This is a genomic window from Mesorhizobium sp. M0028, from assembly GCF_040323855.1.
Classification (GTDB): Bacteria; Pseudomonadota; Alphaproteobacteria; order Rhizobiales; family Rhizobiaceae; genus Mesorhizobium.
Map to the genome: position 1 here is coordinate 1 of NZ_JAMYVG010000031.1, position 19,585 is coordinate 19,585.

Annotated in this window: 14 protein-coding genes and 6 pseudogenes; 6 read left to right on the plus strand and 14 right to left on the minus strand. The window is 58.7% G+C overall.

The window, feature by feature from the left end; translation table 11 throughout:
* Together NKJ93_RS31300 and NKJ93_RS31305 are read left to right on the plus strand one after the other, a co-directional pair.
* Positions 1-527: ATP-binding protein (locus NKJ93_RS31300; RefSeq protein WP_352593162.1), on the plus strand; the 527-nt coding region annotated here is incomplete at its 5' end.
* A 166-nt stretch (positions 528-693) separates the two neighbouring features.
* On the plus strand, positions 694-825 hold the full coding sequence (locus NKJ93_RS31305) for a hypothetical protein (protein WP_023679681.1): 132 nt from the start codon (positions 694-696) through the stop codon (positions 823-825).
* 316 nt (positions 826-1,141) lie between these two features.
* Here NKJ93_RS31305 and NKJ93_RS31310 read toward each other — a convergent pair whose 3' ends face one another.
* The 5 genes and pseudogenes from NKJ93_RS31310 to NKJ93_RS33700 form a co-directional block, all read right to left on the minus strand.
* The gene (locus tag NKJ93_RS31310; RefSeq protein ID WP_352593165.1) at positions 1,142-1,975 is read right to left on the minus strand and encodes a helix-turn-helix transcriptional regulator; all 834 of its coding nucleotides are present in this window, start codon (positions 1,973-1,975) and stop codon (positions 1,142-1,144) included.
* 213 nt (positions 1,976-2,188) lie between these two features.
* A pseudogene (locus tag NKJ93_RS31315) lies at positions 2,189-3,430 on the minus strand (MFS transporter); the annotation flags it as partial.
* A gap of 230 nt (positions 3,431-3,660) precedes the next feature.
* Positions 3,661-4,920: a tyrosine--tRNA ligase gene (gene tyrS, locus NKJ93_RS31320; RefSeq protein WP_352593168.1), complete on the minus strand. Its 1,260-nt coding sequence runs from the start codon at positions 4,918-4,920 to the stop codon at positions 3,661-3,663.
* A gap of 446 nt (positions 4,921-5,366) precedes the next feature.
* Positions 5,367-5,603 carry a hypothetical protein gene (locus tag NKJ93_RS31325; RefSeq protein ID WP_352593171.1) on the minus strand — a complete coding sequence of 79 codons (237 nt, stop codon included), beginning with the start codon at positions 5,601-5,603 and terminating at the stop codon, positions 5,367-5,369.
* A 269-nt stretch (positions 5,604-5,872) separates the two neighbouring features.
* A pseudogene (locus NKJ93_RS33700) lies at positions 5,873-5,965 on the minus strand (IS5/IS1182 family transposase); the annotation flags it as partial.
* A gap of 67 nt (positions 5,966-6,032) precedes the next feature.
* On the opposite strand from NKJ93_RS33700, the pseudogene NKJ93_RS31330 reads away from it, so the two are divergent.
* Positions 6,033-6,303: pseudogene (locus NKJ93_RS31330) on the plus strand (transposase); the annotation flags it as partial.
* A 204-nt stretch (positions 6,304-6,507) separates the two neighbouring features.
* Complete coding sequence (locus NKJ93_RS31335; protein ID WP_245274818.1) at positions 6,508-7,185, plus strand: transposase; 678 nt, start codon at positions 6,508-6,510, stop codon at positions 7,183-7,185.
* 32 nt (positions 7,186-7,217) lie between these two features.
* Here NKJ93_RS31335 and NKJ93_RS31340 read toward each other — a convergent pair whose 3' ends face one another.
* The 7 genes and pseudogenes from NKJ93_RS31340 to NKJ93_RS31370 form a co-directional block, all read right to left on the minus strand.
* On the minus strand, positions 7,218-8,210 hold the full coding sequence (locus NKJ93_RS31340; RefSeq protein WP_352593174.1) for an adenosine kinase: 993 nt from the start codon (positions 8,208-8,210) through the stop codon (positions 7,218-7,220).
* Positions 8,211-8,319: 109 nt separating this feature from the next.
* Entirely contained in the window at positions 8,320-9,495 is a 1,176-nt protein-coding gene (gene metK / locus NKJ93_RS31345) for a methionine adenosyltransferase (protein WP_352593177.1), read from the minus strand.
* A 54-nt stretch (positions 9,496-9,549) separates the two neighbouring features.
* Positions 9,550-10,135: pseudogene (gene glyA, locus NKJ93_RS31350) on the minus strand (serine hydroxymethyltransferase); the annotation flags it as partial.
* 551 nt (positions 10,136-10,686) lie between these two features.
* On the minus strand, positions 10,687-11,280 hold the full coding sequence (locus tag NKJ93_RS31355; RefSeq protein ID WP_352593180.1) for a hypothetical protein: 594 nt from the start codon (positions 11,278-11,280) through the stop codon (positions 10,687-10,689).
* Between the two features lie 174 nt (positions 11,281-11,454).
* Positions 11,455-12,987 carry a Fic family protein gene (locus tag NKJ93_RS31360; RefSeq protein WP_352593183.1) on the minus strand — a complete coding sequence of 511 codons (1,533 nt, stop codon included), beginning with the start codon at positions 12,985-12,987 and terminating at the stop codon, positions 11,455-11,457.
* A gap of 403 nt (positions 12,988-13,390) precedes the next feature.
* Positions 13,391-13,599 (minus strand): annotated as a pseudogene (locus NKJ93_RS31365) (bifunctional hydroxymethylpyrimidine kinase/phosphomethylpyrimidine kinase); the annotation flags it as partial.
* A gap of 14 nt (positions 13,600-13,613) precedes the next feature.
* Positions 13,614-14,774 (minus strand): porin, encoded by a 1,161-nt coding sequence (locus NKJ93_RS31370; RefSeq protein WP_352593186.1) that lies wholly within the window; start codon positions 14,772-14,774, stop codon positions 13,614-13,616.
* Between the two features lie 956 nt (positions 14,775-15,730).
* Here NKJ93_RS31370 and hemN point away from each other — a divergent pair.
* Positions 15,731-17,071: an oxygen-independent coproporphyrinogen III oxidase gene (gene hemN, locus NKJ93_RS31375; protein ID WP_352593189.1), complete on the plus strand. Its 1,341-nt coding sequence runs from the start codon at positions 15,731-15,733 to the stop codon at positions 17,069-17,071.
* Positions 17,072-17,298: 227 nt separating this feature from the next.
* On the opposite strand, the pseudogene NKJ93_RS31380 reads toward hemN, so the two are convergent.
* A pseudogene (locus NKJ93_RS31380) lies at positions 17,299-17,639 on the minus strand (PIN domain-containing protein); the annotation flags it as partial.
* A 734-nt stretch (positions 17,640-18,373) separates the two neighbouring features.
* Here NKJ93_RS31380 and NKJ93_RS31385 point away from each other — a divergent pair.
* Positions 18,374-19,060: an isopentenyl transferase family protein gene (locus NKJ93_RS31385; protein WP_352593192.1), complete on the plus strand. Its 687-nt coding sequence runs from the start codon at positions 18,374-18,376 to the stop codon at positions 19,058-19,060.
* A 171-nt stretch (positions 19,061-19,231) separates the two neighbouring features.
* On the opposite strand, the gene NKJ93_RS31390 is transcribed toward NKJ93_RS31385, so the two are convergent.
* Positions 19,232-19,516 (minus strand): hypothetical protein, encoded by a 285-nt coding sequence (locus NKJ93_RS31390; protein WP_352593195.1) that lies wholly within the window; start codon positions 19,514-19,516, stop codon positions 19,232-19,234.
* Between the last annotated feature and the right edge of the window lie 69 nt (positions 19,517-19,585).

The following is a 19,585-nucleotide window of genomic DNA, read 5'->3' on the forward strand; positions in this document are numbered from 1 at the left end:
CGCCCGGCACAGGCAAGAGCCATCTGGCCATTGCGCTTGCCGTCGAGGCTGTGAAGGCTGGAAAGAGCGTCTATTTCTGCACGCTGGCCGAACTCATCGCCGCGCTGGCAAGGGCCGAACGCGAAGGCCGCCTGCACGAACGCATCCGCTTCTTCTGCCGGCCTGCTCTGCTCGTTGTCGATGAGATCGGCTACTTGCCCGTCGTCCACGGTGGCGGCAATCTGTTCTTCCAACTCGTCAACGCCCGCTACGAGAAGGGCGCAATGATTCTCACCTCAAATCGCGGCTTCGCCGAATGGGGCGAGGTCTTCGGCGACCCTGTCGTCGCAACCGCACTTCTCGATCGCCTGCTTCACCATGCGGTCGTCGTCCAGATCGAAGGATCGAGTTATCGGCTCCGCCAGCACGCCGAGCTCATGCCCGAACACTTGCGATCAAAAGCCTCCATCACGCCGCCGACATTAAATCCACCATCGCGGCCGCGCGGCCGGCCACCGAAAAATGGACACCCCTCCGCGACAGTCTGAGCAGCGAAACTGGGGAATTTTACTTCGGCACTTTTGGGGAAAATTCGAGCGGCATTGACAGATGCGTCTTGGGCGGACAATCGCCACGGTGCAGCGCGCAGAAGCGGTCCCCAATTGGGAAGCCGAGGGCGGTGAGGGCAAGCCAGCGCCACAGGCGGAAGGGGACTTGGACCTGTTTGCCCTGCTGGACCACAAGTTCGCGACACAGGGCCTCAAGGAGAAGACCAAGAGTGATTATGCGCGGGACCTCGCCAAATTCATCAAAAGCAGCGGGCAGTCAAAGTTCGGCGCCGATTGACATGGAGATAGCCATCGCGGCGGACCGCCCAGGCGGACCGCAAGCCGGAATACAACCGGGTGCAGGCGGCCAAGCTCGTCCACAAGATGGCGTCGGGCACACACCGGCGATGGGAGAGCGGACCGTGGAGTGCAGGAACTTCACGCCTATCCACGCTCCCGTGGACGTGTCCTGCGGCACATCGGCAGCGATATTGAGGAGGCAGTTGAGCTTCTGGTCGAGCACTCTTACCTGCCACTACCTACGCTTAACGTCATCTCGTACTGAAAACCACCACGCAAGGTCGAGATGTAACATGCGCCCTTCGTGGATGGTTCTAAGCTTCCTCGGGCGCGGTCAATCTGTGATAACGGTCGCTTGGAACCTCCATCACCGCGACGCGATCAAGGTTGGCGTATCGCGCTCGGTAGTAACCTTCTTCCTCCACTTCGGCGAAACTACACTGGGGAACGTCAAAGGTCGCAGCTTCCAATCCGAAGAAAGTCGTAGCGGTTTCTTCATCCAAGAAGTTCCACTCATCTTCTCCGTCGTCATATGTGACGCGAACATAGGAGGCCATGCGCACGGCGTCCTGATCACCCATCTCTGCGATGATGGCATCGCATTCTTTCTTCAGCTTTCCTGAAACCTCACCCTTATCCCAGTCATCCAAAGCCCGATAGATTTCTGGATGATAATACTCTGGCATCTCCTCTACATCGTCACCGATAAGCTCAATGGTGCGGACATATTGGGGATTTATCAAGAGTATTTTGTTGTCAAGGCTCCAACAATACAGCCATGGCCTGCTTGTGTTATTTCTACGAAGATTATGAAGTTCCTTCAACTGACGTAAAATCGATTCACGCGCCTTTTCATCGATAGGATATTGGCGGCTGCCAACAGCCGTCTTGATTCTGAGCGTGCCGTATCGCGTTTCGGCATCGGCAATTGCAAACGGGCTCGTGCGCCACTCCTCGACATCAATCTTCCAGCCCAGCAGCTCCTCGACCGTGCATTTCAACGTGAGACAAAGGTCCTTGATCTGCTCGACGTTCAACTGCGTTTTGCCTGTTTCCCAACGGGCCACAGTCTGTTGCGTCGTTGCCATCTGCTCTGCCAAATCTTTTTGAGTCATGCCCAGTCGAACCCTAAGCTCTTTCATGTTCATAACTCACCTCGCGTGTTCAACACACGCATTGTGGATGAATTTAATCTAACACGTCAAGCGTGTTCAGAAATCGCAGCATGTGTTTTTAGGGCGTCTTCGAGGCTCCGGCAGCCGTTCGTGACCACTTGCGTAAGACACAGGGCTGGTACACAGCACGAATGGGCGATCAAAAATTACTGCTGAAATTCAGATAATTATTGTGGGCGAGTCTGGATCTCTCTGATCGACACGATAGTCGACCATCACCATGATCGGACCGATTCGTGGCCGCAGGTCAAGTTGCAGCGTCGGTTCGCTGAACTTGTTGGTCGGATCCAGATTGAGCGTTTCAAAATGCGGCTGACGCAGAAGGATGCCCATCAGTCCCCCAATCACAAGAACCAGCTGGCGGACGAGCAAGGCTCCCGAAACACCTTGGACATCCGCCAGTTCGCCCCAAAGCCAGCTTCCCGCCGCCATGCCGCCGTATGTGGCCGTCTGATAGAGAGAGGGCGCGGTGGCATGAGGTTGAGACAGCTCAGCCCAACGTGCTCGCTCCATGCCCGAAAGAAGCAGCTGATCGCCAATACAAAGAACGCACCGCGAATGACCCATTCGTTGGAGAGAACTTCTCGAACCCGCCCGATGAGGAGCGCACCGCAAATCGCTCCCAAGCCGAAGAAGCCGAGCATCACGCCGTAGGTGACTGCGGTCCCTTTGATCTGTTCGCGAGCGACCAACGGCAGGAGAGCCAAAATGACAACGGCGGTGAGGCCGAAAATGAAACTCCGGCACATCACCTTGAGAAGGTTCGGCGACAAGAGCACGTAACGGAAGCCCGCCGCCATCGCACTGCCGAAAGCCTCCCGCGGCAGCGCTTGTCGTGCCCGTTCGGCTTTCCATCGCAACAGCGCAGCGATCAGAGCGAAGTAGCAAAGGACGTTGAAGAGGAACGCGAAGGCCGCACCGGCTGTGGCCACGATTATGCCGCCAATCGCCGGCCCGATGCTGCGCATGAGATTGTAGCTCATGCCGTTGAGCGCAACCCCGCTTGGCAGGTGTTCGCGAGGCAGGATATCTCCCATGGAGGCTTGCCAAGAGGGATCGTGCAATGCCCAACCACAGCCGATTAGGAAGGTGAGACCCAGAAGGGTCCAGGGTGTCATTCCCCGCATAGGTCAGGAACGCCAGGAAGGCGGATACGCAGACCATCAGCAGTTGCGCAGTCAACATGATCCGGCGACGGTCAAACTTGTCCGCGAGCGCTCCCGCCGCGAGCGAGAAGATCATGTAGGGGAGGGTGGTCGATGACTGGACGAGCGCCACCATTCCATGGGAGGTGGCGATGCTCGTCATCAGCCAAGCTGCCGCCGCACCTTCCACTAGGGTGCCAAGGTTCGAAATGAGTGCAGCCGACCATAGCGAACGGAAGGTCTTGTGCTGAAAAGGAACCAGTGAAGATGTTCTCTTCGCCATTGTGGGAAGCTTCGGGATCGACCGCGGGGCTGGATTTGGTTCGCCTCACTCAACCATGGCCTCGCCATACAAGCCAAGCTGCCACAGTGGCGCGCCTGCTAACCCAGAAAACTTGGCGGCCTTAACTACCCCCTGAGGAGTGTCTCTCGACATTCCTCAGGGAACTCGACGCGAATGTCTGCAATATCCGCTAAGCGGGCAGAATTTCTGCGACAGCATTTGCTGAAACCCTACTTTACAACAGTGTGGCGCTTCCGGCCGAGCGAAAGCCGGATCGGGAGGTCTTGGGAAGATATCATTGTATCAACCTCGACAACGTTGCCGTTGATCCGCACACCTCGTCCCGAGATCGCCCTTCGCGCTTCCCCTTTGGAGGAGGTCAATCCGGCGCGTACCAGCAAATCCACAAGGGCTACTCCGGCCAACCCCTCGGCGTCATTTAGATGAAGCGTCGGTAGCCCCTCTGCGGCTTCGCCCTGCCCAAATGCTTGGCTAGCCGTGGCCTCCGCCTGTTTGGCGGCGTTAGTTCCATGTGCCAGGGCCGTAGCTTCGTTGGCGAGACGTTCTTTGACGGCGTTTAGCTCGGTTCCTTCAGCCTGTCCAAATCGCTCGATCTCGTTCATCGGCAGATCGGTGAAAAGCTTCAGAAACCGAACGACATCAGCGTCTTCCGTGTTACGCCAGAATTGCCAGTAATCGTATGGCGAAAGGCGATCTTCGTTGAGCCACACAGCTCCGGCAGCCGTCTTACCCATCTTGACACCTGAAGGAGTCTTCAGAAGCGGCGTAGTCACTCCGAAGACTTCCTTTCCATCCGTCCGCCGTATCAAGTCGATGCCATTGATGATGTTCCCCCACTGGTCGGCTCCACCCATCTGCAAACGGCAACCGGTCCGGCGGGTTAGCTCAAGGAAGTCGAACGCTTGGAGGATCATGTAGTTGAATTCTAAGAAGCTCAGATTCTCCTGCTTTTCCAGCCGCGACTTCACACTGTCGAAAGAGAGCATCCGATTGACGGAGAAATGCCTGCCGACGTCTCTCAGCATGTCGATCCAACGAATGCTGTCCAGCCAGTCGGCATTGTTCACCATCACGGCATCCGTCGGGCCGTCTCCGAAGACAAGGAGACGGCCAAAGACCTTTCTGATCCCTTCAATGTTGGCGGCGATCCGCTCGTCCGTCAGCATCGGCCGCGCGTCCGAACGGAAGCTGGGATCGCCGATGCGGGTGGTCCCACCCCCAATGAGAACGATGGGTTTATGGCCAGTCTGCTGAAGATGACGAAGCGCCATGATCAGAAGAAGATGGCCGACATGAAGACTGTCAGGCGTCGCATCGAAACCAGCGTAAGCGGGTACGATGCCTGCTTCAAAGGCGGCATCGACACCCGGCAGGTCGGTCCCTTGATTTACATAGCCGCGCTCAATGAGCGTCTTCAAAGCCGCCGAATATGGTTTGGAATGACCGGTTGATAAATCGGGAAGTGCCATAGGGAATCCTCCTGGTATTGCCGCCAGGAGGTCCTCTCAATGAAACAAGCCGCCTGACGGCGGCTTGTTTCAAGGCATGATCGAAACGCGCCGCTCCTTATGGAAGCGTCGCATAATAGATTGCAGCGATGAGCGCGGACTTGATCATGTGCCGATGCATAAAGGACTTTATCCGCACCTGCAAGCAATCTGAAATGGCTACTTCGGGGAGCTGCCGAGCCTCTGTCGCGACGATTTGCAACTGACTTTTGCACCTCGCAGAACTCAACTTTTGCGACAACATTTCCTGCTTCCCGCTTTCCTTCTGATGTCGAGCCCAGCGCGCTTCACCTGCGCTTCGCTGCAGCCGGTCAGCTTTGCCGTCCTGCTGATACTGTTGCCGCCAGACCGGAAGACAATAATGCGTTCGTGTGTCACCAAGTCAGCTTGGCCTCCGGCGGGGCGGCTTATCCGGATGACTGCACGCGATCAGTTGCTGGTTCAAGACAGGGAAGAAGGCCTGCATCGCCTTTGCCGATGTTCAAGGTCAGTTCAATGTGGGTAATTTTCCGACGCCGTATTGCGCCACCGGCAAAAACGGCGTGAATCCTGAAACCTACGCCTGCAATTCGTGTGAAGCAGGCGAAAAGGGCTGCAGTGGCGGCGATTTCATCGAGGAAGGTTTGCGGCGGCGGCAGCGACACCGTTTTCTCGCGTCAGCAAATCCCGCCAAACCATTACCACCCCAATTGCGACCACGATATTCAGGGGCCGTACCGGCACCACGAGGGTCCTTACCAGGCGTGTCTCGCCACGCAAACCACCACCCACAATGGCATGGTGTTTGCCCTTAGAGCCTGACCCGAAACTCGGTTTTGGGGGTGGAAGCGGTTGAGTGGCCCCGTCCGTTGTGATTCGCTTGGGTTGTCTAGACTTGAACGGGATAACGACATGGGTTGGACGGAGACCACCCGCCGGCGATATTGCCGCGCGGGGCAGCGACAACGTCCGTGGTCTTTGCCGATTGGCTGTCGATGACACCGGCGCTCGGGTTCGCCTCGCGACCAAGCGGCGTCATCGCCTCCATTCGACGGCTTTCTCCCTGGTTGCGGCATCTGTTCGCCGACGTTGCCGGTTTGCGTGGTTACGACGTCGGCAAGAAGGTCAAAGGCCGCAAGCGCCATATCATTACTGCCACCGAGGGACACTTGGTCGGGCTGACGGTGCACACGGCCGACATCCAGGAAGGCAGTCGGCGTGCTGCCACGACGATGGGTCCTCGAGCGAACTTTCGCCTGGCTGGGACGTTGTCGCCGGCTCGCCAAAGACTTCGAGGCGACCATCGCCAGCGCCGAGGCATGGATCTTCATCGCCTCGATCCGCCTCATGCTTCGCCGCATGGCAGCTCCACGTCGTGCGTCGAGTTTCGAGTCAGGCTCTTACAGGCATGCGCAGGACGCGCGAAGCCGCTCAAATCTCCCCAGATGGGTCAGCCATCGAAGACCGGCATCACTTGCCCGTTGAGCGGCTATACGATAATGCTCCGCGCTAAGCAGCAAGCGCCAAAAATTCGAGCGGCGACTTCATTCTCCTATTCAGGAAGGAACTATGAGGCGGCAGACGCGACCATTCACCGTGGAAGTCAAACAAAAGCGCAATTATCAAAAATCCGCACGTTCCATCTGGGGCAATTTCGACATCGCCGCGGCGATGGCCGAGACAACAAAGGAAGTCGAGCCGTTAAATCGTCAGCTTGTTGACTCTACTGTAGTGGCCCTTGATGCTGAACCTTTGCAAAAACCGCGAGTGGAGCATTTCATGGCCAATCCCCTGGAAACCGAGTCAGCAGTAGTTCCTAGCGCACCGGCAGACAAAGCGGAAACGCCAAAACCGAAGACGAGAGCGCGGCGGTCGAGGAAGCCAGAAGCTGAGGCGAGCGCGCCTGCCCGCAAGGAGGGCGCCAAGCCGATATCCGCGACCACTGAAGCACCGCCGTCAGCGCGAACAGGCCGAAAGAGCTACTCCGCGAAGGATCGTGCCCAGAAGCTGGCGCAGATCGAGACCTCGATCGGCGGCGGCGCTACTCTCAAGAGCGCGGTGAAGCAAGCCGGCATCTCGGAACAGACATATTATCTTTGGAAGAAGGCGGCGGCGCCGGCGGCGGACAGTGACGGGCTGAAGGATCTCGTCGCGCTCGAGGAAGAAAACAAGCGGCTAAAGAGCCTGCTTGCCGATCGTCTCCGCAAGGAGAATGCGGAACTGAAGAAAAGGCTCGGGCTGGATTAAGGAGGCTGGGCAGCTGGTTCTTGGCTCGCCACCTACAGCAATCCCGCCTGCTCGGCCTCGCTGCGCAAATTCTGGCGTGGTCTTGGGCCGATTTGCTGGATGACCAGCCCGGCCGCCAGCGAGCCGAGATCGCCGCACTGCTTCAGGCTGCGGCCTTGCGTGTAGCCGTAGAGGAAGCCGGCGGCGTAGAGGTCGCCGGCGCCTGTCGTGTCGACCAGCTCGCGGATCCTGGTCGCATTGATGGTCACGGTCTCGTCGCCGCGTACGATCACCGAGCCCTTTTCCGAGCGGGTGACGGCGGCGATCTTGCAATCCTTGCGGATCTGGGCCAGCGCCTCGTCGAAGGACGCGGTCTGGTAGAGCGACTTGATCTCGTGGCTGTTGGCAAAGACGATGTCGACGGTGCCGGAGCGCATCAGATCGAGGAATTCGTCGCGGTAGCGATCGACGCAGAACGAGTCCGACAATGTCATCGACACTTCGCGCCCGGCGGCATGGGCGAGCTTCGCCGTCTGCCGGATCGCCTCCTTGGCGCGCGGCGGGTCCCACAGATAGCCCTCGAAATAAGTGACGGCGGCGCCCGACGCCTTGTCGGCCTCGACGTCCTCCGGGCCGAGTTCGACGCAGGCGCCGAGATAGGTGTTCATCGAGCGCTCGCCGTCCGGCGTGACGAAGATCATCGAGCGCGCTGTCGGCGGTTCGCCGTTAAGCGGCCTGGTGTCGAAGGCGACGCCCTGGGCATGGATGTCATGCGCGTAGATTTCGCCGAGCGCGTCGTTGGAGACCTTGCCGAAGAAAGCGGCGCGGCCGCCGAAGGAGGCGACGCCCGCCGCCGTGTTGCCGGCGCTGCCGCCCGAGGCTTCAATGGCCGGGCCCATGCGGCTGTAGAGCAGTTCGGCGCGCCTCGTGTCGATCAAATTCATCGCGCCCTTGATGATGCCGTTGGTCTCCAGGAACGCCTCGTCACACTGGGCGATGATGTCGACGATGGCATTTCCGATACAAAGCACGTCATAGTCCGGCATCAATTCATGTCTCCGCCAAAAACCCACCGGCTTTCTGCCACGCCGGGCGCGGGCGGGTCTGGCCAGTGGGAATGGGCTTTGCGCTTGCCAATCCGTTCGGCGCCAGCCCTCACGGGGCGGCAAGTCCTGCCTCGCGACGCAATTCGTCGGCCCTGTCTGTCTTCTCCCAGGTGAAATCAGGCTCTTCACGGCCGAAATGGCCATAGGTCGCGGTCTTGCGGTATATAGGGCGTAAGAGATCAAGCATCTTGATAATGCCCTTCGGTCTGAGATCGAACAACTCAAGAATGAGGCGCTCGATCCTTCTTTCCTCAACCCTCGCTGTTCCGAACGTGTTGACCATGACGGAAACCGGACTGGCCACGCCGATTGCGTAAGCAAGCTGCACCTCGCAGACGTCCGCAAGTCCGCTAGCGACGATATTCTTTGCGACATACCGGGCCGCATAGGCAGCTGAGCGGTCAACCTTGGACGGGTCCTTGCCCGAAAAGGCGCCGCCGCCGTGACGACCCATCCCACCATAGGAATCGACGATGATCTTGCGTCCAGTGAGACCGCAGTCGCCGCGCGGCCCGCCGACTACGAACCTCCCCGTCGGGTTGACCAGAATTCTGATGCCTTCCGTCTCCAGGTGGGTCGGCAGGACAGGCTTTATGATTTGCTCAATGACGCCCTGGCGGACCGTCTCTTGCGAGACCTGCTCGTCATGTTGGGTCGATACGACGATGGTATCCAGGGCGACCGGGCGCAACCCCTCATAGCGCACTGAGACTTGGGATTTCATGTCAGGACGCAACCAGCCAAGCTGTCGTGCTTTCCGGACATCTGCCTGTTGTTTCGTCAAGCGATGAGCGAGCTGGATCGGCAAAGGCATCAGAGTATCGGTTTCGCGGCATGCGTAGCCGAACATGAGGCCCTGATCTCCCGCTCCCTGTTGGAGGTCCTGCCCTCGTCCCTCGTCAACGCCCTGGCTGATGTCGGGCGACTGCTCGGTGAGTGCATGGACGACGGAGCAACGCCGGCCGTCAAAGCCGACGGCCTCGTCGTCGTATCCAATATCGAGAATCGTATCGCGCGCAACTTGGCTATAATTCACCTGCGCATCGCTGGTAATCTCGCCAGCCAGAACGACCATCCCTGATTTTACCAACGCTTCACAGGCGACGCGCGCCTTGGGATCGGTGCGGAGGATGGCATCGAGGATGGCATCCGAGATGTTGTCGGCCAACTTATCCGGGTGTCCCGCGCCAACCGATTCGGAAGAGAACACGAACTGCCTAGCCATGAAATGCCTCGCTTCGGGTGTTGGAGTTGTATGGGGCATTTTGCTTAGCCCACCTTACCTGTCGGTGAGGCCCGGGACCTCGAACGCAGCGCACAAGTAGGCAATGTCTCTTCGCACGCAGGCATGGAGATCTTCGTCTTCTGGCTCGCCGGAGGACGGAGTCGATGAGGCCAGCAATTTGCACGGTTTCCACATCGCGCAAGCCCATTGACGTCACTGCTGGCGACCCCAGGCGAATTCCGCTTGTGACCTCAGGATGGCGCGGGTCCCCCGGCACCATATTAAAGTTCGTAATGATGCCTGCCTTCGCTAACCGCTCGGCATAGGCCTTGCCTGATAGTGGTCGATCGCGAAGATCAAGGATCAGCATGTGATTGTCAGTGCCCCCGGTGACCAGGTCATAACCTCGGTCCAGAAGCGCGTGGGCCAGAGCCTTGGCATTTTTGACAATCTGTTGGCCGAAACTGCGGAAGGACGGGTCTGCGGCTTCCCTCAAAGCGACAGCTAGCGCCGCGATAACATTCATATGGGGGCCGCCTTGCAGTTGAGGGAAGACAGCGCGATCTATTCGTCTGGCGAAATTGCATTTGCCCTTCGAATGATACTGCGCTTGATAACGATCTTCATTCCTTGACAAAATGACGAGTGTCAACATTGGTCAGGACCAAGCCACTTGGAAAGCCTGGGCACTCGTCCTGCTGAATTTGTCATTTCGCGTTCTCCACAGATGTTGCGGCTTTCGAACCAAATTATATGGTTGGTTGTCCATCGACCGGACAATGTCGGTGGCTGTGAAGATACTGTTTTGAGCCGATATGGCTGTGTCGAACAAACAAGATGGGCGCTCTTCTTGCCATTGCCTTTAGCCGAAATTGCACGCAGTTCGGCGGGTCGGAGAATAAGCGGCGCCACGGTTTGGACCCCGCTGACTTCAGACGTTGCAATAAGCCTAGCATTCACAGCGAACCGGAGTTGCTAAGAGTCTATGAATTTCCTTGATGGATCTGTTGCAACGTTTGCCCAGCCCGCTCGTGCTCCCGGCTTGCAGCGGTCAATCTCGTGCAGACTGACCGTGATGCAAAGATGACAAGGAAGGTTCGCTTTCAATCCGATCTTCTTCCTGGCCAAGTGGTCCGTAGTCTCATAACTGTGGCCTAGACAAAAGCTGGGCTAATCAGCGGTATGATGTCGTTAGCGTGGTTGGGCCACCAGCAGGTCGACGCCAAGATCGACACGCGCAATTTCCCGCGCTACGAGAATGTCAGTGACTGCGCGCTCTTCCTCAGGCGGTCTGGCTGCGCCGTCTAGAATCTGAATGCGTCTCGCGCCGACCCGTTCAGCAATGAGCTGTTCGGCTTGCCGCATTGACGGCGAAGCAAGCTCAAGTACGTTTTCGCGCATCTCACTCGGCGCCTCGCCGACTTCCGCAAAACGCTTCTCGGCGAACTGCTCCCTGAAGAGCGCAGCGAGATCATCAAATGTTTGAACTTTGGTGGGCTTGGGTTTCGAGCAAAAATATCGAGTTGCCAGTCCAGGTTTATAGGCAAGGCTGTGCGCTTTGTCGTCTGGCAAGGGCCCAATATCCCCTGGTGAGACGAAAATGGACTGCCGTGCTACGGTTGCTCCATTATAAGAGCGGTCGAAATCGCTGATGTTTGCAATACAAGGAGCCGCAGGATCGGGCTCGAAGGTGAAGGCCAGTTCGTGTCCGCGCCGAACGATATTGCGTATGCGGCTGTGCCGGACCACGCGCGCGTGCGGGCCTCCCGCCCCGACTTCGTACATCAAAAGCGCCGGGATTTCCTCCAGCCGGCGCAATGTTTCAGGGCGCGAGGTCGATAGCCTCGGCCTCGGCGCCGCTAGATTCCTTGAACCGGTCAATGGTTGACGTGAACGGCGGCGTTTCCCACCACTCGCCGTGGCCCGAGAAAGCAAGTTAAACATGGCACACCACCGACCTCACGCCGCCTTCTCCATAGACCACTTCACCCGTTCGCCGAGAAAGGCGGCGAACGTTTTCACATTCATATTGCCGCTCGCCTCCTCCAGCCCTGCGAGGTAGGCCTTCCGGTCATCGACTCTGACGACTGTCCAGGGGTAACCGCCTGAAGCCAGCATCGCGTTCATGAGGAACCGCGCCATTCGTCCGTTGCCGTCCGGATAGGGGTGCACATAGCCCACAAGCCAATGCCCCAGCACGGCACGCACGGAGGCCTCCTTCTCCGCCTCCAGCAGGTCGAACAGCTCATTCATACCATCGGCCACCGCTTCGGTACGCGGCGGCACGTGCTGCGAGCCGCGCAGGTACACAGGGTGATTGCGATATCCCGCAAGCGCGCTGGCTTTGAGGATGCCGGCGGTCACTGACGGCGCGAACAGCTCCCGGTACCACTCCCGGTGAGTGTCCCGCGTCAACGCGCCGGCTGGCTTGCCGTTGATGATCGCGGCAACAGAGTCTTTGACCTTCTGGAATGCGAGGTAGTAGCCACGCGCGGCAAGTGCATCTCGGTTCTTGCGGTCCTCTTCATCAATCTCCGGATTCCAGCTCCCCTCGCGCACCCGGTCGATGAGTTCCGGGGTGACGCTGTACCCTTCTATCGACAGCGAATGGTAGGCGTCGCTTTCGTAGATATCCTCGACGAACTTCATATAGGCGTCTTTGTCGGACGGAAGTCCGGGTGCCTTCGGGAATATCTCGATGATGGCTTCGCGCTGCGATTGCCAGATCGCGCGCAGGCGGGCGACCAACGGCGGTACGCCCGCCGCAATAGTTGTCACTCCAATTTGTCCCGCGAACGGATCGGATTCGCGCACGTCATAGCCGGCGGCTTTGAAGGCGGCCACGATTTCATCGGCAAAGGAGTCGCGTCCTACGCGACGGAAGGCCCCCGCAAGCCGTCCCGCCACGGCGGAATGGCCGCCATCAAGCAGCAGGGCCAGAACGGTTGATACGTCGCGCACCGACGCCATGGCGATCTGCATCTCGATAGGGGCGCGCTGGAAGAACGCTTCCGGCACCCGGGTAAGGGCGGCCTCGACAGTGAACACGCGCTGGCCGTTTTTCTCTGTCAGTTCGGCCGGCATCTCCTTGACCTTGAGGTCATAGAGCGAAGTGCCGAACAGCAGGTCGATTTTGTTATTCGTGCCTTTGGGGGTGTTCACCACCACCTGAGGCGGAATAGTGGGCGCTTCCGCGTGCAGAAGCAGCGACTGCTCCGGTGACAGGAACCAGTCCTTGCCGAACCGGTCATTGCAGTAAAGGGAGCAGAACTCCCAGAAGCTCGCGGACCAGGGGGTGGTGTCTTGCTGCTGTGCCTGCGGGCCGGTCGACATGAGCCAGCCTTTGGTAACATCGCGGAGGAACCCGTTCTGCAGCAGCCGCTCCCGGTGGACGCGGGTCAGCTCATCTGATTTGAATATGCGCCGCCCACCCTCCTGCAGCTCTTTGAGGACGGCCAGTGATACAGCGAGTTTTTCATGGGGCTTGGCCATGGCCGTGCCTTTGCAACTTTTTTAGAGCTGTGCGATTACAAGTATATAGTGCTGATAGGCGACAAGTCAATGATGTTGTGGAGTTGCAAGTTTTTTAAGTCGTGCGATAACAAGTTTTTTATGCGATAATCGGCAAATGCGATCGTTTCCATAGCCGCGCGAAGGATCGTTACCCGGATGGGCCGAGACCCAGCTCCCCCGCAGGCTACGCAGGGGCTCGGGGCGAGCCTAGAGCCTGGCCCTCCGAAGCGCTTCGAAGGAGGACGCGCCTCTTTGAAAAACTCGCCCGTTGTGCATCGTGGGTACCCGTAAACGCGAATTCTCAAAGGAAAGACGCTCCTTACCTCTCCCTCCCGCCACGATCATCACGGCCGCGCCCGCGCTCACTACGCCGCGACGCCCGCGAGATCGCTGCACGCATCTGATCGGCCACCAGACCGGGTTGCAGATGAAGGATGTCCGTGACGCTGTCGTGTGTTTGCACCGTCACCGCAGTGACGGCAAGGCAGCTGCGCACGCCCATGGAGGAGAGCGTCTCGATATCGCGCGCGATTCGGCACCCCCACTGGAGTCTGATCCGCCGACGACAAGTACATGCGATGCCTGCCTCAGCGCCCTTTCATCCGTTAGAATGAGCGTTCGAAACGCAGGATTCCGCCGACACTGCTCTTCTTGTTGGCGTTGGTCCAATTCATGTTGGAAGCGCCGTCCACCTTGCCGACGGCGAAGTTACCGTATCGGCCATAGTCGAGTTCCGCCGTAACTGTGAAATCTGGAAGAAACGCATAGGCGACGTTTGCAGCGACACCATGGTTCTTGAGCTGATCACCGGAGAGCTGAAGGTTGAACGAAGTTGTCTCGTTGAGCTTGTAAGTGGCGCCAGCCCAGAAAGCCCAGTTCCCGCCCCAACTCTTATAGAAGCCGCGACCATGAGCGTCGATGGCGTTCGTGGAGTCGTCGTTGAGCTTGCCGTTGGAACCGTAGCCGAGCATTCCGAACAGCAACAGTTCGTTGGTGACATTGATGTCGACACGGACCTTGGCGGCCACCGATTCGTAGTTGCTATCATAAGCGGCAACGCCGGTGATCGCGCCCCAGCCATGTGTGTATTTCAAGCCGCCGACTACGTGCGGTGCGTAGCTGTCGATTGTGCCGACCACGCCCGAGCCTTCTTCGAGCGAAACCACGGCCGAAAAGCCGTTCCCGGCGTCGAAGTAGTACTGAACCACATTGGTATCGAAAGCGCCGTACGGAACCGGCGTCTGGTTGAGTACGTCACCCGCGCCGCCAATAAACATGTCGAAGGCCGACCAGTCCTTACCAACTCGGAGGCCACCAAGCTGAATCCAGGCGAAAGTCAAGGTGCTGTCTCCGTTGAAGGCATAGGACCGAGAACTGTCCGAAACCGAAGTGTGGCGGTTGCCGAAGTTCATGCGGGTTTCGGTGTAGGTCTTCAACGTGCCGAGTTCGGTCTCCTGGCCGGTCCAAGTTTTCAATGTGAAGCGCGTGTTGTTTTGCCATGTGCCCTGATGCTCACCAGTCCTCACATCCGAGGTTCTTGCGTGATCAACCAATCCGACATGGCCCAAGCCGACGTCGTAACGGACATAGCCGCCGATGCGCACGCAGGTCTCAGTGCCTGAAATGTAGACGTAGCCCGAGCCGTAGACGTCGCAGACTTTAACGTACTCAGTCGGGTCAGGCTCGGCAACGGCGGTCACGGCGCGAGCGTCGGAAACGGCAATCAGTGCCGCAGTTGAGCCGAGGAGGAGGCTCCTAATGTTCATTGTTGATCTCCGTTCAAAGAGTAAAAGGAATGGACGTCAGTGATGAACTCTTGCTAAGGAAACAGTCGATAACGATGCGCATTGAGTTGAATTTGAGCAGTTTGATGCGCTCGTCACGCCAGATATTCATCAGAAATTGAGAATATGATTGGGAGTTATTGTTACAAATATGCGATTGTTATTACAAATATAATAATCGCCGAAACGACGCCATCCAACATTTCTGTACAAATCATCCCCGTCATCTCCGCTAGTTGTGGGCGGGCCGTCACAAAGGCTTCTACTGCAAATGACGTGCCATCCTGACGACGCAGCTGCGGCTTGAAGCTCAAGTGTGCCGGCGGACCTTGGTTCGCTCTTCCTTCCTTTTGCCTTGCGGATCAACCCAAGCACGAACGGCAAACATTTCGGCTACGGTTCGTCTGTTCGCTTCGCGACAGTTTCGTTCAATGGCGACAGCTTTGTTTGCTGTGAGCCCCGACGTTGAGACATCATGCGGCGGCACCGCTCGGTACGACGCCGTCATTTTGGCGAGCGCGATGATCGGTAATCACGCGCTGACGTGCAGCCTTGCCTCCACCACGGAGTCAGTAGGCGCGCCGGCCTTGGCATTGCGGCCGACCTGACGGTCGCGTCGAGCAGCCTCTCGTCCCGATAGACGGCGCGCCACAGCTAGTGCTTCTTGCCAGCAATTCACACAACGAGGCAGCCGCGCTCAGCAGAATCTACTCGACCAGGCCCAGGCTGAAGGGAAGGGATGGTGGAACCAAACGGTGCGCGTGAGGGTCGCGGCGGGAACAGCCATGGCCAGTCGCTGACCGTCCAGCCAAGACTGAACGGCCGCTATTGCTGAGAAATACAAGTTTCGAGCTCAAAGCGGAACGGACTGACATAGCGCAAAGACACAGGCGAGCGCAGGGGTAAGATTGGTGGTTATCAGCATGGGACGGTAACTGTTGCAGACCACAAAATATCGCGAGGCCGGCCTGCCTTGGTACACTATCTATCCGACCGTGTCGGAGTTCTCTGGGGCGGTCGGCGCCGAGGCCTATGAGGAATGGCTCAGGAACCTGCCGGCTGACGATCCGGTGTCGCTCTATTTCCACGTTCCGTTCTGCCGATCAGCGTGCTGGTATTGTGGCTTCCCCACCACCATCACCCGCCATGATGCGCCGATCCTCAACTATCTGGCGGCCCTGCGTGACGAGATCCGTTTGGTCTCGGAGCGAGCGCCGCAGACGCTGCCCGTGAGCGACATGCATTTCGGCGGCGGAACGCCGTCTCTCATAGGACCAGCCGAGTTCCTGGCTCTGATGGAGTTCCTGCGACGCCGCTTCGCTCTCACGAAAACAGCTACGGTTGCCGTCGAGATTGATCCGCGCACGTTCACGGCCGAGATGGCCGAGGCCTTAGGAGCAGCCGGCGTGAACCGTGTGAGTCTCGGCGTGCAGAGCTTCGATCCCATTGTTCAAAAAGCAATCAACCGGGTTCAGAGTGAGGCGCAGACGTCGGCTGCCGTGGAAATGCTGCGCCGGCATGGAGTAAGCCGCATCAACTTCGACCTCATCTTCGGTCTCCCGCATCAAACGGTGCAGTCCTGCGTCGAGACCGCGAGGGCGGGGGTCGCAATGCGCCCCGACCGGCTTGCGGTGTTCGGCTATGCGCACATCCCGTCGCTTATAAAGAATCAGCGCCTCATCGAGGAGGCAGTTCTTCCGGGCAGCGCTGCCCGCGCCGAACAGTATGCGGCCGTGGCCGCGACGCTGATTGCCGCCGGCTACCGCGAGATCGGGCTCGACCATTTCGCCTTGCCGGACGACGAGCTCGCGCTAGCACAGAAAACTGGTCGCCTGCGGCGTAACTCGCTGGGCTACTCGGCCACCACCTGCAGAACCCTGATCGGTTTCGGCGCGTCGGCTATCGGCCGCGTCGGCGAGGGGTACGTCCAAAACGAAGTTACACGGGATTCCTACATCCAGCACATCGCAGCTGGCCGTCTGGCGACGTCAAAGGGCTATCGCCTCACCGACGACGACCGCGTGCGAGCCGCAATTATCGAGCGACTAATGTGCGATCTCGAGGCCGATGTGCAGGCAATCTGTGCCGCCCACGGATCTGATCCGATCCGTCTTCTCGATTCAGCTGAACGCTTGGCGATGCTGGCCGAGGACGGGATAGTGGACTTCGAAAACGGTTTTGTCCGCGTACGGCGGGAGCATCGCTTTGTAATTCGCGCTGTCGCTGCCGCGTTCGATGCTTTTCTCGATCGGGATGGCCGTAAGCATAGCCACAGGTGAGGGCAAGCATCCAACCGGAAGCTAAACTCGACGCCCTCGGCCGAGGCCTGTCATGAAGCGCGCGTCAAGGATGCGAAAAGCAGAGCTGATCCGCCTATTTCATCTCATCTTCAATGACATCGACCTCGTGGCTGCCACCGAGGCGTTTCCATATTGATCGTGGTAGGTGCGGGGCATCTGGGTGTTTCGCCGTCAGCGCATGAATATCCCCGCCATGTGATGGGTCAGGAAATCGCGGTGGCTGCAATCAGCCCGTCCATCGATGACAGACCGCGGCCACGCCGCTTCGCGAGGCCCGTCAGGTCGCCCCAGGCCAGGACAACCAGTTCGTCCACGGGCAGGACTCTCGGCTCGAAGCGCTGCGGCAGGTCCCGGGCGAGCCATCCGGCCAGTGCGTCACGTTTCCGACCTTTGTCCATGAGGGCAGCGCCGCGCCGGATCTCGGCGATCGACACAACGCTGATAAACGAGCGGTCTTCATCGAGCCCGTCATCCATTCCAGCACGCGCGCGTCAGGGCTCGGCCTCGTCACCTCGGAGAGGCCATTAGTGTCGAGCAAGAGCCTCACAATGGCAGACCATGCGGTTCATCGCGTAGCCGCTCGATGTCCAGTTCGGCGTTGCGCAGCGGCGATGCGCAGCGAGTGCCCAAAAAACAGCAGTCAGCTCCCCTTCCGGAAGATCGGAGCGGACGCCACGCAAAAAGCGCCAAATCCTTGGCGCCGGCGGTCTGTGTGTTTGCGCGCTGGCGGCTTTGGTGTACTCCTGTGCCGTTTCGACGAGGCTTCCAGCCGGACCGGCAGGGGAGGAGGCTTTGGCGGCGCGGCCGGCACACGGCCCACCTCGAGGACGAGATCGACGATGTCGGGCAGATCCTCGGTCGCCTCACAAATCGGTGAGGTCGTCGGGACACCGTTTTCCACTTTTGTTGATCAGCCGCCTTCCTGGCCATGTTCCGAGACAATAAGGCGCCCGTGCGCCGCCGCCTCGATTAACCCAAGACGCGCAAGGATCTTTTGCCGGAGACAACGAGGTCACCATCCTGCGGTGCCGCGTTGCGTCACAGTCGGCATGAGATGTGCAAAGTGGACCGTCGTCAAACGTCAAACAGAGGCGTTGGTGACTGGACTGAACGACCAGAACGGGCTGCTTGCGCCCTTTCGGACTTCACAAAGTTCGAAAATGGCGTCGTTTCAGGGCATAATCGCCGCTTGTCAAAATGTTTGCGACAAGTCCGGTGAAAGCCTACCGAGTATCTTGTGCTTGGGGGGCGGTTAGTTCCGATAAACTATGCGGCATACACATGCTAATCTATTTGATTTACGGGCCGACCTGCAGCGGCAAAACAGACGCGGCAATCCAAATTGCACGAGAGACCGGATGGCCGGTCATTGCGCTGGATCGTGTACAATGCTGTCCTCAAATCGCCACCGGCAGCGGGCGTCCCTCGGATTCCGAACTGCAATCTACCCAGCGGATCTACTTGGATTCGCGCCCGCTAACCGCGGGCATCATCGACGCCGAGACCGCCCATCGTAAGCTGATAATGCAAGTGGATGAGCGTAGTTCCCAGCCGGGGCTCATCCTCGAAGGCGGTTCGATCTCCCTTCTCAATTTAATGGCGCGAACTCAGCATTGGGATGGCGCTTTTCGGTGGCATGTAAGGCGGTTGCGGCTCGGCAACTCGAACGCCTTTCTGGAGAGAGCCAAGCGTCGGGTCACAGACATGTTTGTCACAAGAGAAGGACAACCTTCATTGCTGCAGGAACTTGCCGATCAGTGGAAGGAAGATGCAGTCCGTCCCACTTTGGAAGACGTTGACGGATATCGTTGCGCCATTCATTTTGCGAGAGAGCACAGCTTGGCAATCAGCGAAATGCCGTGCCTTCGCAAAGAGCTCCAACAAGATCTTGTAGAGGCGATTGCGAGAGAATATCTCGAATATGCGCGTTGGCAAGAACGCGACTTTCCAGAATGGCAAACTGAGTGAGCAAGCCTCCCCGGACCTCGCCTGCGATGCGGGCACGGTAGCTCCTGAGAATTGCGCTAAGTGGTTTGCTGAAGCAAGCTAGTCTAGTGCCAGGCGACATTAGGTCCGTGTGGCAGCGGAAGGATTGCTTTCGCCACGGTGACTGCGGAGGAGGCGACATGGCTGCACTGCTCATTTCAGGCATGGGACGGAATGTACCGATGACAAAGTGCCGCGCGCTTCGTAGCGACCGCTACCGTGGCTGACTCGCGAACTACTATCCGCCAGCCCAGTCTGTGGCGTCGTCTCGGCTTTCATCGCCACCGCCTTCGCCCAGGAAACGCCCGAGGCCGCAAGCGTCGCCGTGGCAGTGCGGCACCCGGCAAGATGGGTGGTCATCGGACCTATCTGATGGACGGGGAGCACCGTGCTTTCGTCCTGGGCGAGGTTGAGCGAGATGCCAACATGACGCTTCATCAATTGACGGCGGCACTGGCTGAACGTGGTCTCCTGCGAGCGTCGGTCGCTTCCTGCACCGCGAGGGCA